The organism is Streptomyces sp. PT12 (assembly GCF_003311645.1).
GTDB lineage: Bacteria > Actinomycetota > Actinomycetes > Streptomycetales > Streptomycetaceae > Streptomyces.
Map to the genome: position 1 here is coordinate 206034 of NZ_QEST01000096.1, position 16172 is coordinate 222205.

At 68.9% G+C, this 16172-nt stretch carries 10 protein-coding genes; 7 read left to right on the top strand and 3 right to left on the bottom strand.

Annotated elements, in window-relative coordinates:
• Positions 1-5: 5 nt before the first annotated feature.
• The 7 genes from DEH69_RS11940 to DEH69_RS11975 all read left to right on the top strand — a co-directional run bounded on the left by DEH69_RS11940 (position 6) and on the right by DEH69_RS11975 (position 12226).
• Positions 6-2102, top strand: coding sequence for an iron ABC transporter permease (locus DEH69_RS11940; RefSeq protein WP_113686896.1), 2097 nt, complete (start codon positions 6-8; stop codon positions 2100-2102).
• Between the two features lie 792 nt (positions 2103-2894).
• Complete coding sequence (locus DEH69_RS11945; protein ID WP_113686897.1) at positions 2895-4199, top strand: helix-turn-helix domain-containing protein; 1305 nt, start codon at positions 2895-2897, stop codon at positions 4197-4199.
• An 11-nt stretch (positions 4200-4210) separates the two neighbouring features.
• The gene (locus DEH69_RS32640) at positions 4211-5446 is read left to right on the top strand and encodes a hypothetical protein (RefSeq protein WP_258534611.1); all 1236 of its coding nucleotides are present in this window, start codon (positions 4211-4213) and stop codon (positions 5444-5446) included.
• Positions 5439-6578: an ATP-dependent endonuclease gene (locus tag DEH69_RS11960; RefSeq protein WP_113686898.1), complete on the top strand. Its 1140-nt coding sequence runs from the start codon at positions 5439-5441 to the stop codon at positions 6576-6578. Before DEH69_RS32640 ends, DEH69_RS11960 begins: the two co-directional genes overlap by 8 nt.
• Before the next feature lie 11 nt (positions 6579-6589).
• Positions 6590-7951: a hypothetical protein gene (locus DEH69_RS11965; RefSeq protein ID WP_113686899.1), complete on the top strand. Its 1362-nt coding sequence runs from the start codon at positions 6590-6592 to the stop codon at positions 7949-7951.
• Between the two features lie 130 nt (positions 7952-8081).
• Positions 8082-8498 carry a hypothetical protein gene (locus DEH69_RS11970; RefSeq protein ID WP_113686900.1) on the top strand — a complete coding sequence of 139 codons (417 nt, stop codon included), beginning with the start codon at positions 8082-8084 and terminating at the stop codon, positions 8496-8498.
• Positions 8495-12226 carry an AAA domain-containing protein gene (locus tag DEH69_RS11975; protein WP_113686901.1) on the top strand — a complete coding sequence of 1244 codons (3732 nt, stop codon included), beginning with the start codon at positions 8495-8497 and terminating at the stop codon, positions 12224-12226. Before DEH69_RS11970 ends, DEH69_RS11975 begins: the two co-directional genes overlap by 4 nt.
• Positions 12227-12251: 25 nt before the next feature.
• On the opposite strand, the gene DEH69_RS11980 is transcribed toward DEH69_RS11975, so the two are convergent.
• The 3 genes from DEH69_RS11980 to pglX form a co-directional block, all read right to left on the bottom strand.
• A complete protein-coding gene (locus DEH69_RS11980; RefSeq protein ID WP_113686902.1) occupies positions 12252-12956 on the bottom strand; it encodes a restriction endonuclease in 705 nt (234 codons plus the stop codon).
• A 150-nt stretch (positions 12957-13106) separates the two neighbouring features.
• On the bottom strand, positions 13107-13958 hold the full coding sequence (locus tag DEH69_RS11985; protein ID WP_147255527.1) for a hypothetical protein: 852 nt from the start codon (positions 13956-13958) through the stop codon (positions 13107-13109).
• Between the two features lies 1 nt (position 13959).
• The gene (pglX, locus tag DEH69_RS11990) at positions 13960-16110 is read right to left on the bottom strand and encodes a BREX-2 system adenine-specific DNA-methyltransferase PglX (protein ID WP_113686904.1); all 2151 of its coding nucleotides are present in this window, start codon (positions 16108-16110) and stop codon (positions 13960-13962) included.
• Positions 16111-16172: the final 62 nt, after the last annotated feature.

Below are 16172 nucleotides of genomic sequence, written 5' to 3' on the forward strand. Positions count from 1 at the left end.
CCGCGATGGCGATCGGTACGCTCACCCAACAGCCCACCCGGCGCGGGGCGTTGCCGCCGACCGGCCAACGGCCCCCGTCCGGGCGGCTGTTCGCGCTGACCGGGGCCCTGCTCGTCCTCCTGGTGCTGCTCGCGGCGGTGCATCTGGTGCAGGGCACCGCCGCGGTGGGCGTCGCCGACCTCGTGTCGTGGGCCCTGCGGCGCGAATCAGGGCTCGAGGCCGCCGTCGTCGTCGAGTCCCGCATCCCCCGGCTCGCCGCGGCGCTCGCGGTCGGCGTCGCGCTCGGCGCCGCGGGCTGCGTCCTCCAGTCGATCTCCCGCAACCCCGTGGCGTCCCCCGACATCCTCGCGGTCAACAACGGCGCCCACTTCGCGCTGGTCGCCGCCTCCGTCGCCGGGTGGTCGCTGCCGTTCGTGGGCGACATCGCGCTGGCGTTCGCCGGAGGGCTGCTGGCCTCGGCGGTGGTGATCGCGCTCACCGGCACCGAGTACGGCACGATGCGGCTCGTGCTCGGCGGCACGGCCGTCTCGCTCGCGCTCGCCTCGCTCACGACGTCCCTGCTCATCCTGCGCCCCGAGGAGGGCACGGGCCTATACGCATGGGCGTCGGGCTCGTTGAGCCAGAACGGCTTCGGCACCCTGCGGCTCATGGCCCCGTTCGTCGTGGCGAGCGTGGCCGCGCTGCTGGTGCTCGGCAGGCGCCTCGACGTCATGATGCTCGGCGACGACGAGGCGAGGGCGCTCGGGATCCCCGTACGGCGCACGCAGCTCACCGTGCTCCTGGTGACCGTGCTGATGTCCGCCGCCGCGGTCGCCGCCACGGGGCCGATCGGCTTCGTGGGCCTGGCCGCGCCCGCCCTTGCCCGCCTGCTCGTGCCCTATGTCCCCGGGCTGCACCGGCACCGGGCGCTCGTGCCGGTCTCCGCGCTCATGGGCGTCGTGGTGGTGCTGGGCGCGGACGTCGCGCTGCGCGCCGCCATGGGGGCGCAGACCGCGGTGCGCGTTCCCACGGGCGCGGTCACGTCGCTGCTCGGCGGCGTCCTCATGGTCGCGCTCGCGCTGCGGCTGCGCGCGGCGCCGATCGGCGGCGCGGGTGCGTCGCTGGAGGTCCGCGGCACGGGCGTGCGCCGGCGCGCGCTGCTGGCGGCGGCGGTGGCGGCTGTGCTGTTCGGGCTGGCCGCCGCGGCGGCGCTCGCGGGCGACCGCTCCCTGCTGGTCGGCGACCTGCTGCTGTGGGCGCGCGGCGAGGCGGGCCCGCTGGTCAACACCGTGCTCAGCACCCGGATCCCGCGCGTGGTCGCGGCCCTGCTCGCGGGCGTCGCGCTCGCCGTGGCCGGGGCGACGATCCAGGCCGTCACGCGCAACCCCCTCGCCGACCCCAGCGTCATCGGCGTCGCGGGCGGCGCGTCCGTCGGCGCCGTGCTCGTGGTGACCTACGCCCCGCTCGCGGGCTTCTGGGCGCTCACCGGCTCGGCGGGCGCGGGCGCGGCCGTCGCCGCCGCGGTCATCTTCGCGCTCTCGGCGCGCGGCGGCTTCGCCTCCGACCGGCTCGTGCTCGTGGGCGTCGGCGTCTCGTATGTGACAACGGCGCTGGTGACGACGTTGATCGTGGCCACCGACCCGTTCAGCGCGGCCAAGGCCCTGACGTGGCTCTCGGGTTCGACCTACGGCCGCGCTTACGAGCACCTGCTGCCGCTCAGCCTGGTGTGCCTCGTCGTCGTCCCGCTCGCGTGGGCGGGCCACCGCTACCTCGACCTGATCTCGATCGACGAGGACACCCCGCGCGTCCTCGGCCTGAACGTGCCAAGGACCCGGCTCGCCCTGCTGGCGTGCGGCGTGGTGCTGACGGGGACCGCGGTCGCCGCGATCGGCATGATCGGCTTCGTCGGCCTGGTCGCCCCGCACGCGGCCCGCACGCTCCTGGGGCGCCGCCACCGCTGGGTGATCCCGGTCGCGGCCCTGCTCGGCGGCGCGCTGGTCGTCCTGGCCGACCTGCTGGGCCGCGCGGTGATCGCCCCCGACCAACTCCCCGCGGGCCTGCTCACCGCGGTGATCGGCACGCCCTACTTCCTGTGGCTCCTGCACCGCACGAGGCCAGCGTGAACGGGGGCAGCGTGAACGGGGGCAGCGTGAACGGGGCGGGATGAACGGGGCGGGATGAACGGGGCGGGATGAACGGGGTGGGATGAACGGGGTGGATTCGGCGCCGGAAATGTCCCGCAGTGCTGTCCGTCCCGGCCCACGTCGGTCCCGTGGAGACGGGCGTGCGGTGGGCAGCAGGGGCGGCGGACGAGTCGGCCTCTACGCCGGGTATTCCTGGAGCACCTTTCTGACCCGCGGCTTTCCGGGATCGGACCGGCTGTGACCTGCTAGGACGGGTTGCAGAGGCGATCGGAGGCAGTCAGAGGAAACCTCTCTGATTCGCCCCCGACTCGACCCGAGCTGCTCGGAGCCAGTCAGAGGCAATCACCCTCTGTCTGGCCCCGATCGGCCGAGGTCGGGGCGGTGTTGGACGAGTCAGGATTCCTCAGGCCGCACTCCGAGTCGATCTCGGTCGAGCCGCGATGGGGACGCCTGCCTCCGCTGAGGAGCCAGGCATACGAATGCCTCCAGGACGGCCATCCTGGAGGCTTCGCCTGGCACCGATTGGAGGTCGGTTCCGGACACCACCCGTGGTTTTAGCGGGCCGGGGTGGCGTCCACGTCCTTGCGAGACGACCCCACAGTGCCACACCACACCCACCAGGCAGACCCATCCCGACGGACATTTCACCCGAGCGAGCGACTGGGGCTTCACCGGCTGCCCCGAGCCGCGGCTGACCTTGTCCTGCTCGGAGACCTCACCGGCCGCTACTCGGCTGGAAGCTACAGAAAGCTCGGCTCCGACAGCCGAACCGTGGTCCCGCGCGAGGACCGGCAGGGTGCGGCCGAGCACGGGCACCGGATCACGGCGGCCATCGCCTGCCACGTCGCCCGCGCTGGCGGAACCGTTGATGAGCTGACTCGGCTGCTGCTCAACCCCGACCACGAGGGTGGTCGGCACGCCCGGCACATCGCGCTGCGCTCTGGGCAGGCGCGCGCCCTGGACTACATCCGTCGGGTGTGGGCCAGCGCCTCGGCAGTGGTGAGCAATACGCGAGTCCTGGATTCGCGTCAGCGGGCGTACGAGGTTTTCGCCGCGATGCGGGACCGGATCGAAACGACGCCCTGGCGCGGGGAGCGGGGGCGGGCCGCACTGCGGGTGCTGCGGGCGCATCTGACCTTCGCCGAGATCGCCGGCGGGCCCCTGCACCACGCCAGTGAGCGGCAGACCGCTGAGGAAGCAGGCGTCTCCCGGACGACACTCCGAACCGTCTACGAGACGGTCCTCAAGCCACAAGGTTGGCTGCGCCGCCTGCGAGTCGGCCATGGCCGGGAGGGCTCCACCTGGTACCTCGCCGACGGCAACGCCCACGCTTCGCTGTCTCGTTTCCGGACCACTCAGTACCCCCCCGACCCGGCACTTGAGGAGTGGCCCACCCCTGAGACACGGGCGACGGCCGATATCGATTCCACCGTCATCGGCCATCTGATGGGCCACGACGCCTTCGCCCACCACGGCCTCGGCAGCTCCGCCCTCATGATCATCGGCGCGCTGCACGCCCGGCCCGCCCAGACCATCAACGAGCTCGTCGGCTCGGCATCGGTGTCCCGAGCCACCGCCTACCGGGCCTTGCGTCGCCTGGCCGACCACGGTCTGGTGCACCACAGCGGAGAGACCTCGAGCCTCGCGCCTCGCGCGCTGGAGGGCTTCGGTACCAGCCTTCCGGATGCGGTTCCCGGACCGACTGCGCACCCGGCACAGGGCTGGGACGCGGTCGCCCAGCAATACGGCACCGCGGGCGTCGCGACCCGACGCAAGCCGCTGCACGCGGCCGAGCGCGCAGCGTACCGGGAGGCGCTGGACCGGCTTGCGGAGCACCGCAGCAAGGCCGTGGTGATCGTCCGCGACGGCCGCCAGATCCTGATCCCAGCACCTCGCCCCGACGAGATCCCCTCTGCCTGGCACGCCCCGCGCGGGCGCGTGATCGACCCGGTCACGGGCCGCCCTGACGCCGACTGGCGCGTGGCCACCGACGGTCGGCTGATCCTCATCACCCCATCGGACCAGCGCAGTTACGACGAGCTGGCCGCCGCCCATGCCGAAGCCCTCAGCGAATAGGAGTCCGCCGCGTGAACCCAGAGCCCCCAGTCACATCCGATGCGAGCGAGGCCGTGACGGCCGAGGCCCTGCGCAAGCAGTACGAGTCCGGCGCCACGGTCGAAGAACTCGTCGCCGCCAGCGGGCTGTCGTACGGCACGGTTCTCAACCGGCTGCACGACGCCGGGACCGAGATGCGCACGTCGTGGCAGACCCGCCGCATGCGCCAGGCCCCTCAGGCACGCCAACGCCTCGCAGCGCATCTCCGCACCCTGTACGAGGAGCACGGCGCGCCCCTTACCGAGCTTGCCGCGGCTGCGCAAGGGACGAGGCGTGCTGCCCGAAGCCTGCTGATCGAGGCCGGCGGCAGCGTGCGCACCACGCAGCAGACGCTGCGGATGCGCGCCGCAGCTCGGGCTGCTGACCGGCAGAAGCTCGCGCTGTCCCTTCGAGCGCACTATGAGGCTGGCGCCACAGTCCCGGACCTTGCTAAGGGGTGCAACTACTCGGTCGCCACCGTGTACCGGCTCCTGCACCAGGCGGGCACCCGCATGCGGCCCAAGCACAACCACGGCCCGGCCCGCACCCCCGAGGAAGCGGTCATGAGCGCGCCCGCAGGTGTTCACGGCTGGGCCCCGCAGAACAAGGGACCGACGGTGCGCCATCCCAAACACGGCACGGCAGCACGGGCCCCGCCGCCGTCGGCCGACACCCGCCGCCGAACGTCGGCCTTCTCGGCGACGCACATACGACAAGGCACCTTTCCAGTTTCAGGAGATCAAGTACCCGTGAACGAGAACACCCGTCACAAGACCCTGGCCGCGGCCACAGAACACGTCTCGGACGCGTTCGTGATCGTCGTCGGCATGCTCAAGGGCGGCACCGGCAAGACCACCTCGGCCTGGTTCATCACCCTCTACTACGCCGTCGTCCTCGACCTGCCGACACTGCTGCTGGACGCAGACGCGACCAGCCAGTCCGCCTACGACTGGTTCAAGGTCGCCCCAGGCCGCCGGCTTCGAGATCCCGGCCAACCTGGTGGTCGAGCGGTACCCGTTCGACGACATCGCCGAGTACATCCGTGCAAGCGGTCCGAGTTCGGCGCGATCGTGGTCGACGCTGGCGGCGGCAGCGCCCGTCTCTTCCAGGAACAGAGTACTCAGCCGACGAGCGCAGTGGCGGCCTCAAGTACTTCCTCAGCTCTTTCGTGCAGTACCTCTCTCACGAGCCACCGGCATCCGGGGCCCGGAGATCCTACTGATGGATGAGCCGGACGCCTACTTGTCCAGTTCGGGCCAGCAGGATCTCCTGCGAATCTTCGAAGGCTTCGCCCATCCACAGGACCCGAAGCGTGCACCCTGCCAGGTCGTGTACGTGACGCACTCACCGTTCCTGATCGACAAGAACCACGGCGAACGCATCCGGGTGCTGGAGAAGCGCGAAGGAGACGAGGGCACACGCGTCGTACGGAACGCGTCACGCAATCACTACGAGCCGCTGCGCTCGGCGTTCGGCGGCTTTGTCGCAGAGACCACCTTCATCAGCAACTGCAACCTGATGCTCGAGGGCATGTCGGACCAGATCCTGCTTGCCGGCATGTCCGCGCGACTGCGGCAGCAGAAGGCGCCGGCGCTCGACAACATTGACCTGAACGCGCTGACGCTGGTTCCAGCGGGTTCGGCCTCCCACATCCCGTACATGGTGTACCTCGCCCGGGGGCGCGATGCAGACCGGCCAGCGGTCATCGTTCTGCTGGGCAGCGATGAGGCGGGTGACAAGGCCCGTAAGGGGCTGCAGCGCGGGTCTCAAGGTAAGAGACTGATCGACCCAGATCTCATCCTGCAACTGGGCGACGTTCCGGGAGACAAAGTCGCCAGCACCGCAACTGACGGTGTACGCACCATCGAAGACCTTATTCCCCTGGCGATCGGCGTCTCCGCCGTGAAGCGCTACGCGAATGACTTCCTGGAACCCGAACAGTCCCAGCAAGTTCAGTCGTTGGACGTCGGTGACGTGGATTTCTCGGACTGCGACGGCACGCACGAAGCCCTCGCCGCGGCCGCCCAGTCCAAGGTGCCTGGTCTACATCTGGACAAGGTAGGACTGGCCCGAAGCGTCATCGACTCGATCCGCTACAGCTCCGGTCTCGACGATGCGTTGCACACCATGGGCGTCGGTGTCTGCTCACAAGGATCCAGCCAATTCGCAGCGGCACCAGGTCGCCCTGGTTCGAAACTTCGACCGGGGTTCGGCTCATGGCTGGGCCCTGGCCGCGTCGAGCAGCACGGCAGCAGCTCTGGCGTCCGTTTTCGGACTGTGCGCGGGCATGTCCCCTTGTGTGCGCCCGTCGTATCCGACCTACAGTCTCGATCTTGTCATGACGCCACCGATGCGACGTAGGGGGAACAGCCGTGGCAGAAGCAGCACAGGTGCTCAAGGAACTTGTGCAGGCCTGGAATGTGCAGATCGACTCGACCAGCGCGTTGGCGGGAGCCGTCGCCGATGCCGCCGCGAAGGACGACAAGGAACGACGGGAGGACGGGCGCGAACCGCTTCGGCGAAAGCCGGGGTTGAGGCCGTTGCCTGCAACCGAGGTCGGCCCGTCGGTCAGGTTCACGCCGTGGGATGTACTGCACGCGCTGGGGCGTGCCACTGTGCTGTCCCGGCAGGGAGCCGGGCGTGGGCTGGCTGAGCACTGGGGTTGTCTGAAGTACTGCCAGGCACTGGACGGCAGCCCTGGTCGGTATATGGCGCTGTCAGAGGAAGGGTTGAATCCCAGGCGCCACTACAAGACTGTGCAATCCGGCGAGTTGGGCATCGGATTCGCGCTCGCCGTCGCGGAACGAGCTCTCAAGAAGCGGTATCCGGACCACTTGATCTCGGTCGTGGACGCGGACATCGCCCTGCAGGCGGGCTGGGCGTTGGTGGGCAAGGACGTCGAGCGACGGGACTGGGTGAAGTTGCGCCCCGACTTTCTCCTGGAGGCGTGGAAGCCTGGCGAGCCGTCGAAGGTCGTCCCTCTCGCGTGCAAGGGGACCCACGCGAAGGGCTCTTACGCGCACACCCAGCTGGCCGCTGCCTCAGCGCAGGTCGAAGCGGTGCACATCGGCCCCTGGGATCAAACGCCGACCCTGGTGACGTCGACGGAGCTGCTCGGGCAGGGCGGCATCATCGTGCACGTGCTGCATGCCCCCGGTGACGGCTCCCTGCCCATGCCACCGGACGCTCTGGACGCGAATCGCGAGCTGCAGGACCTGAATATCTACCCCGACGTCCGCGTCCCGGGTGCTGATGGTGAGGACGAGCAACGCGTGAGCGGCTTCCAGGTGATGCCGGACCAGTACCCGTGGTTCCGCATGGCCCTCGCGCGGGCAGGGGCAGCCGGGCTGACGGGGTTCACCGGCGGCGGTGAGCCGACGGCGCAATACCTGACGGAGCGGCAGGGTAAGCGGCACTTCAAGGGCTTCACGCATGCCGGTACGGGAATCGTGCAGGACATCGATCACGAGATCGGTGGGATGTCCTTTGTCGGGACGGATCACGTCTTCCGGTTGAACGGCACGCGGGTGGAGGCGTTCTCCGGTCTTGAGGCGAGCCTCTTCGATCACTTGCGCGACGGGCGGGTGGAGGAGTACCGGCGCAACGCACACGCTCTGCGATCGAGGTGGAAGGCTGTCAGCCGCCAGGACGACTGGGACGGACCCGTTTCGGTGCGCGAGGACGGTTCCATCATGGCCATGCGACTGCTGCCCGAGCCGCCCCGCACACTCTGAATCGAGCCGACACGAGCTGTAGCTCACGGCTGGCTGAATGGTGCCCCTGCGAATCCCCGTCGAGCTGTCTCCAGGGGCACCTTCATGCCAATATCATCCCACGTGATGACCCGATAACAAGGAGTGGCGCATGCGGGACGGGGGACGCCGGTGGCAGCTCGTGGTGGCGGCCGGCGGGGACGCGCTGCGGCAGGAACGTCTCACGCGCGATCTGTACGCGGCCCTGCACGGAACGGAGGGCGTGGTCGCCGGCATCGCCGAAGACGACGCGGCAATACAGCCGGGCCACAAGGGTGTCGGCGTCGGCGAGGTGGCACTGTGGGCTGCCACGGCAACCGCGATCGCCCGGCCCGCTTCCCAGGTTCTGATCACCGCGATCAAGGAATGGTGCGCCAAGGACCGGCACCGCAAGGTCGAGGTCACCTACGACGGGCATTCCGTCGCCATCACGGGCCGCCCGGACGCCGCTCAAGAGCGTGTGGTTCGCGAATTCCTGGACAAGGTGGGTGACGCCCCGTCCAACGGACCGGAAGGTGACGGCGAGTGACCCGGCTTGTCAGGCGCCGCGCCCTGCTCATCGGCAATGAGCACTACGACGACAGCCGCTTCTCCCCGCTGCCCTCCACTCGGGCCGACATCTGGGGCATGGAGCAGGTCCTCAGACACCGCAGCATCGGCGGGTTCGTCTCCATCACGTCCCGGGAGAACTTGACCGCCGCCGACATGCAGGAGGCCGTCAGCGAGTTCCTGGACGCCTGTGAGCAGGATGAACTGGCCCTGGTCTACGTATCCGGACACGGTGCTCGACTCGTGCGGGACGGCGGGGAGTTCCACTTCATCGCCACCGACACCGACTTCGACCGGATCGCGGAAACGGGCGTGAGCGCGGGCTTCGTCAACGAGCGGCTGGAACAGTGCTGGGCCCCGCAGAAGGTCGTAATGATCGACTGCTGCCGCAGCGGCGGCTTCGCCGTGGGCCTGCGCACCTCTGACCGGCAGCCCGACTCCGTCGCGAAGTCCGCCGAGCAGGAGCAGCCTCTGCTCACCAGCCGCGGCGTGTACGTGCTGTCGTCGTCACGGGCCGGTGAGGACTCATACGCCGACAGGGACAGCACCGGCGAGGTGCAGCCGTCCGCGTTCACCGCCGAGGTCATCGAAGCCCTGCGTACCGGCAAGGTGAGCAAGGACGGCAAGGGCGACGTGTCGGTGGAGGACCTCTTCCACTACGTCAACCGACGCATGCGCGCCCAGGGTGCCCGCCAGGTGCCGGTCAAGTTCGCGCACGGCGTCGACGACCGTATCGTCATCGCCGACTGCCCGTTCGGCGCGGCCCCGTTGCTCACACCACTCACCCGTCGCCCCATCCTCTCCTCCGCGCCGCAGGCTTTGGCCCCCACTCGCAAATCCGCCTCGTCTCAGCCAACGTGGCACCAGCTCCTGGACTACTACCGCGAGTGCGTGCTGTCGGACGAGACCGAGACACCGCTGATGTCGGTCGGCGACCACGACACTTCGTACGTGTGCCTCTCCGGCTCGGAGCGGCTTCTCTCCGGCGACGTCGACGACGACGGCTGCATCCCCGTCCCGACGAAGGCAGGCGGGCTGATCGAGTCCGCCGTCGAGCAGGAGGCCGAACTGTGGGCCGGATACCCGGCCGTGGTCCTGACCGGACCACGCGGCGGCCGCCCCTGGCGGCACCCGAAATTTGCGCCCCTGCTGATCCGCCGCGTGGAGGTCGTCTCCGAAGACGGCCGCGTACGGCTCAAGCCCTTCGGTCCCGTCCAGCCGCACCCTCAGCTGGCGCGGGACTGGCTGGGGGACGAGGAGGCCGCCCAGCTCGCCGACACCTTCCAGCCGACCTGGCATCGCGGCCAGCACGACCGCATGGCCGTGGAAGCGAGCAAGCTCCTCCGGGAGGAGTTCGAGATCCCCTGCATCCAGGAACTCCTTCCCGATCAGCTCGCCGACCGCATCGACATTCACACGCCAGGCGACGGCGCGCGCAACACCGCCGTGCTCTTCACAGCCCTGCCCGACACCGCCTACACGAGGAAGCTCCTGGACGACTTCGCAGGTATCGCGGAGCAGACGGACCGCATCCAGGCGACAGCGCTCGCCGCCCTCTCGCCCGACCCGGCCGAACGCACCCGCGCACTGGCCCTGTCGGAACCAGAGCCGACACGTCTGGTCACACCACTACCCTGCAACGAGGCCCAAGCCGCCGTGCTGCACTCGGCCATGACCCGACGGCTGACCGTCGCCACGGGACCGCCGGGCACCGGAAAGAGCCAGCTCGTGGCCAACCTCGTCGCCACAGCGGTGACGAGCGGCCAGAGCGTTCTCGTGGCCTCCAACAACAACGAGGCGGTGAACGAGGTCTGGCGCCGCTGCGACACCCTGGTACCCGGCAGTGTCATACGCACCGGCTCGGCCAAGGCCAAGACCGGGAACTACGTCGAAACCGAGGCCAAAGGCCTGGACGCCCTGCGCACCGCGCCGGAACCCGTCCCCAACGTGGCCACGGCCGCCATGAACGTCGATATCGCCCGCGGCCAACTCGCCCGCGTCCGGCAGGATCTCGCCCAGGTCACCATGACCGAAAAGGACCTGCTTCAAGCCGGCCAACTGCGTGAGGAGCACGCCGCCCAACTCGGCCGGTCTGTAACCGAACTGACCGAGGTCCTTTCACAGGCGAGAAGCCACGATCAGGTGGAGGCCCGGGCACGGCGTCTGGCCCACGCCCGGTTCTTCGGCACCTGGCGGCGCGGCCGCTTCCTGAGCAAGATCGGCCTCAAGACCTTCGAGGGGGACCGGGCAGAAGGCTGCCTCGCTCTGGCCGACTTCGCTGCTGCGGAAGCAGCCTGGCGCAACGGATACGCACGGGTCGCCCATGTCGATGACACCGCGCTGGCTACGACGGTCGGCGCTGCCGAAGCGGGCGTGCAGAACGCCTCGCGCACCCTGCTGGAAAGCACCGTACGGAGCAACGCGCGGACCGGCCGTCAGCGCATCCGCAATCTTCTGAGCGCCAGAGACAGCAACCGCACCGACTGGGCCGCCGTGCGTGAAGTGCTCCCTGCCGCACCCAGCTGGGCGGTCACCAGCCTTTCCGCTCGGCGCTTCCCGCTCGGTCCCGCCCTGTTCGACCTGGTCGTCATCGACGAGGCCAGCCAGTGCGCCATCCCGCACGTGCTTCCGCTGCTGTTCCGGGCGCGGCGAGCCCTGGTCATCGGGGACGCCATGCAACTTCCGCACATCGCCAAGATCAGCCCCGAACGCGAGGCTCTGATCCGCCGCAAGACCGGCCTGCGCTCCGGCTGGCTGGAGAAGCACCGGCTCGTCCACCGCCGCCACTCCGCATTCCACACCGCCGAGCGCTCCGCGGGAGGCACCCTCCTCCTCGACGAGCACTTCCGCTGCCACCCTCACATCGCCGCCGTGTCCAACGAACTCTTCTACGACCAGGGGCTGACGGTCCTCACCGACACCCGGGACCGCCCGTCCCTGCCCAGGCAACCGATCTTCTGGTCCCACGTTCCCGGACGGGCCACCCGGCCTCCGTACGGCGGCTCCTGGGTGAACCACGACGAGATCCGGCAGGTGGACAGTTTCGTGCGTGCCCTGCTGGAGGAACTCCCCGACGAAGCCACGATCGGCGTGGTCACCCCCTTCACGCCCCAAGCCGACGAACTCCGCGCGCAACTGAGGCAATACGGCCGGCAACGCGTGCGCGTCGGCACCGTGCACACCTTCCAGGGCGGTGAGCGCGACGTCATGGTCTTCTCCCTCGTCGCCGGTGAAGGCATGCACGACAGCGCGATCGGCTGGGTCCACCGCCAGCTCAATCTCTGGAACGTCGCCATCACCCGCGCCCGCAGCCACCTCATCGTGGTCGGCGACATGAACCTGTGGCGCAGGTGGGGCGGGGTCGCCAGCGAACTCCTGAACGCCGCCACCACGACCGGGCCTCGCATCGAGGACCATGCGGGCGACGACCTGCTGCAACGCCTCTACCAGGTCATGTGCACACAGCCGGGAACGACAGCGACGCTCGGCGAGAGCGTCCACGGCCACCCCGTCGACGTCCTGGTACGAAGCCGGGACGCTGCCCGTCCACAGGCCGTCCTGCTCGACCGCGGGCCGGACGAAGGCGCTGACGAAGCTCGCCACCTGCGCCTGATGCTGCACCGCCGTCGGCTCGTGGACTGCGGCGAAGAGAGCGCTCACGCCCTGCGCTACCCGGCGTGGCGACTGTACGACACGAGCACCCGCTGACCGGTGAACGGCTCTTGGGCGCTGGTCACTTCCCGTAGGCCTGCTTCCAGCGCGCCCGGTGACGGGAGTCCCCCTGGCCGCGACCGTTCACACGGCTCAGCGCCAAAAGGGACGCTCCGTTGTTCCACAAGCCGAGGTGATCGCGGTGCACAGCGAGAATGCCGTGCTCCACCGCGAACCTCTCGGAAGGATGGCTGAACCTGGTGGTCGTCACAAACACCGCCACGTCGGCTTGGAAGTGGACCTTGGCACCCAGCAGATCACGTAGCTCACGGCTGGCGATGGTGCTGCTGGGCGCGTACCGCTTGCACTGGATCACAAACGTCCGGCCATCCGGCAGACGACCGACGACATCAGCACCGTTGTCGTGCGAACCACCCACCCGCCGGACCTCCGTGCATCCGTCCCTGCGGCACAAGTCGGCGACCAGCTCCTCGAATTCGGTGCCCGTCATCGCATCCACCTCGGCCAGGGTCCGCCGTCCGGCCTTCACCGCCTCGTCCTGGCGCCAGCGGCGGTCCCGAGCACGCACCCTCCGGTCGGTGCGCCACAGCCACCAGGCCACGGCTCCGATACCGCCGAGGACTACGCTCCCAACGACGTACGGCCACACCTCCGACCAGAACACCATCAGCACGATGAGCAGGCCGCCTCCGCCGAGCACGATCGGCTTTGCTCTTGTCACCCGCCCGCTACGACGAGCCGACTTCCGTCCACGTTGAACAGCCATCTCGCCCTCCCCCGAACCTTCCTGAAGCGAGAGTCTCGGCAACGCAGGACAAGCCCGGAAGAGCGCAAGTCAGCCATGACCGATTCCGCTCAGCCGGATCCGGCGGCCGATGCCACCATCCGCTGATTCAGCAGCGTGGCTGTCAGCGCGCTACTCGTAGACAGTCGTGATCGGCGTGGAGACGCTGGCTCCGCTGCCGGGAGCGGCGTACGAGATGGTCCACACGGCGGCGGTCTTGTTCGGGTAGCCGTACAGGTAGCCGCCGTTGTCGCAGCCGTAGTTCGGGCGTTGTCCCGCGAGCGTTGCGGTGCCGCCACCGGCGAACGAGCAGCGGGCGCCGTTGGTCAGGACGAGGGTGATCGGTTCGATGTCGGGTCCGCCCGGCATGTGGTTGTTGTTGCCGGGAAAGCCCTCGGGGACCGACAGTTCGACCATGCGGTCGAGGGCTCCGTCCGGGCACAGTGCGCTGGTGTCCGAGGGATTGGAGTCCGGGGAGAAACAGGGGTCGAGGATCCGGTCGCCGGCGGTGCAGCGCCAGGCGTCCGTGCGCATCGTGGATTCGGCGGTCCCGAAGCAAGAGCCGCTGGCACGGTCGGTGATGGTGATGCCGGTTGCCGGGGTGCCGCCTGGGGACCAGGGGCTGAGGGTGATCACCTGGGTCTGCGTCGGAGCGGACGACGCCGCGACGGTCGAGGTCTGCGACTCGGTGACGGCGGAACGGGCGGGAGGTGACGTGGTCCCAGCCGGTGTGGCGCCAAGGGTGGAGCGGGCCGCGGCCGGCTGCGGGGAGTGGGTGGCGCGCGCTGAGGCGTGGCCCGGGTCCAGCGCGAACCAGGTCCCTGTGGCGGCCGCGGCGAACACGGTGGCCGCGACGACGATGAGCCAAGTGCCAGCGCAGATCGGTGAGCTGGAGATAGCGGCAAGAGAGGCGAAGAGCCTACTGCCGACCGGCGGGAACGGCCGGGGCCGTTCCCGCCGGTCGGCATCCGTGAGATCGCCCAAATCACCGGTCGTGATGCTTCAGCGTGGAGCGCCGCGGTCTCCAGGAGGTCAAGTCGTGGGTGCTGAGCCCGTACGCGCTGAGCATGTCTTCGAAGTGACGCTGGAACACCTCGGCTTGAACTACCCTGCCCGCCGATTCCTCCTGAGCCTCCCACCGGTGCATGGAGCGGAGCAGTTCCTGTACGCCGGCCAGGAGGGGGGTAATCCGGTACACACTCGGATTCGGTTGCCGGTCAACAGCACTGACCAGATCCAGCAGAACGCGAACACGATCCGTTTCGCTCCAGCCGGACCAACCGAGCAGCAGGCCGCTTCCTTCGTCAACGACATCGCCATAGGAGATGAAGCGTTCCCGTGGAGTATCCAGCCTGCCTCGGATCGACCAATACGACGCGCGCTGGAAATCGGCGCTCACGAACTTGGGCGGAACGGGAATCCCCAATGCCTCGCCCGTCTCGTCCTCGCGACGCTGAAGCTCCCAGCCCCGCTCCCACTGCGCGCGCTTGCGCAGTCCCGACTCCTTGTACCTCAGCGCTGCCGCATACGGGACCTGCTCCCGGTCCAGGATCGTGGCCAGCACATCTGCAAGCGTGGCCTCCCGCCGCCCAAGGTGGTCGGCCGCGTAGAGCCCGGCTGCGGAGCGGACCCGGGCATCGTCGCCGAGTTGCCGCGCCAGTTGGCCGATTGTTCGGGGATGCGGATACTTGTCGCCGTTCTTCTCCTCGAACCACAGGCGTTCGTCCTCGCAACGATCGAGCAGCCAGGCGCGCAGCGCTCGCTCCTCGCGCTTCTCCCAGGGCTCCGTCGCCCACCGCCGCTTGTACTCAGGGCGCTCGACGAGGGCGATTACCTGGTGGGACTCAATGGCATCGATCCGGGCCTGTACGACGTCCCGGTAGGCAGCCGGCCAGTGATTCGGGACGTCGGTGACCGGGGTGACTCCGTGCATCTCGAACCAGGAGTGCCGCTTGAACCAGGACGACGAGGCCGTACCGTCAGCGACCTTGCGGGCCCACACGATCTCGAACGCGCGCTCCCCCGGCTTCAGCGCAGGGAGTTCGAAATCCGGCGAGGTGGTCAGACGAGGTCGCTCATCAGCGGACAGCAGTCCATACGAGCCGTAGACGTCCCAGTCCAGTTCCTCCTGAAGGGCGACCATCTCATGATGGGTCTGCGCATATGCGGCTCTTGCCGCGCCCAGGACTCTCCGGCTGGGCGCACGCCAATCCGCGAGGACGGTGCTCGGCTCTTCGGCGTCAAGGAGCCTGGCCCGCCTGGTCAGTTCCCGCGCTCGAGCAAGAGGAGCGTCGGTTGGAAGGGGAAGCTGGAGAAGAGATTTCGGCGCAAATCTGTACACACGTGCCCATTCATCGCCCGGCGCGGAAAGAGTCGCCCCACCGGTCCCTTTGCTGGGGCTGGTCTGCTTGAGCCAGAAACAGACCGTGGACGAATTGAGGACTCCGAGCAGACCGACGTATGTGTCCTCGCTCGCGTCGGCTGGCAGTCGAAGTACAGGTGCGGTCCGGCTGAACGCCCTTTCGTCGTCTGCTTGCGCGAAGTGATTGTGCGTGGCCACGGTGGCGAACGTGATCAGCGGACCCCGATGACGCTCGGGGAGCCAACGCCGCCAGGTCCACCACGGCCGGTGCTGCGACGATTCCCGCTGTCCGGTGGCCGTGCCGAGGACCTGTCGCATCGTCCAGAGGTGTCGCCCCCACGAGCTGCTGAGGTTCAGGGGAAGCGGTGAACCGTCCCCGTCATAAGGGGCCAGGACTTCCGTTGCCGCTTCAGCACGCCAGTCGCGCACGACTTGGCCCGTGACAAGGCCGAGGTCCAGCCCGGACGCGTCGGGGTGTCGGTTGAACCAGGGACGACCGAGATCGAAGACACCTCGCTCCCCCGGGTCGGAGCCCACTCCGACCGCCCCGGAAAGGACGTCGACCAGTCGCCGCGGGGATCCCGCAAGCCGATTCATGAGATCCGCCGCTCCGCCGCCCACCATGGTCCACGGGAAGCGGGAAAAACGGTGACGGGGTTCATCCTCGACGCTCACCCATTCCGAGGTGCTGCCGGGCCGGCCGATCTGGTCGAGGATCGACCGCCACACGATTCCCTGAGCCGGGTGCTCCGGTCGCCTGGGCTCACCGTGCACACTGAGGTTTTCTCAGCGAAATGATCTTCGCGAAGCGGGTTGATCTGGGCATGTCTGCCTGA

Bases quoted from the DNA above. Each gene is read 5' to 3' on its own strand.
- DEH69_RS11960 (WP_113686898.1), top strand. From the start codon at position 5,439: ATGGATGAGCCGGACGCCTACTTGTCCAGTTCGGGCCAGCAGGATCTC.
- DEH69_RS11980 (WP_113686902.1), bottom strand. From the start codon at position 12,956: ATGGCTGTTCAACGTGGACGGAAGTCGGCTCGTCGTAGCGGGCGGGTG.
- DEH69_RS11970 (WP_113686900.1), top strand. From the start codon at position 8,082: ATGCGGGACGGGGGACGCCGGTGGCAGCTCGTGGTGGCGGCCGGCGGG.
- DEH69_RS11940 (WP_113686896.1), top strand. From the start codon at position 6: ATGGCGATCGGTACGCTCACCCAACAGCCCACCCGGCGCGGGGCGTTG.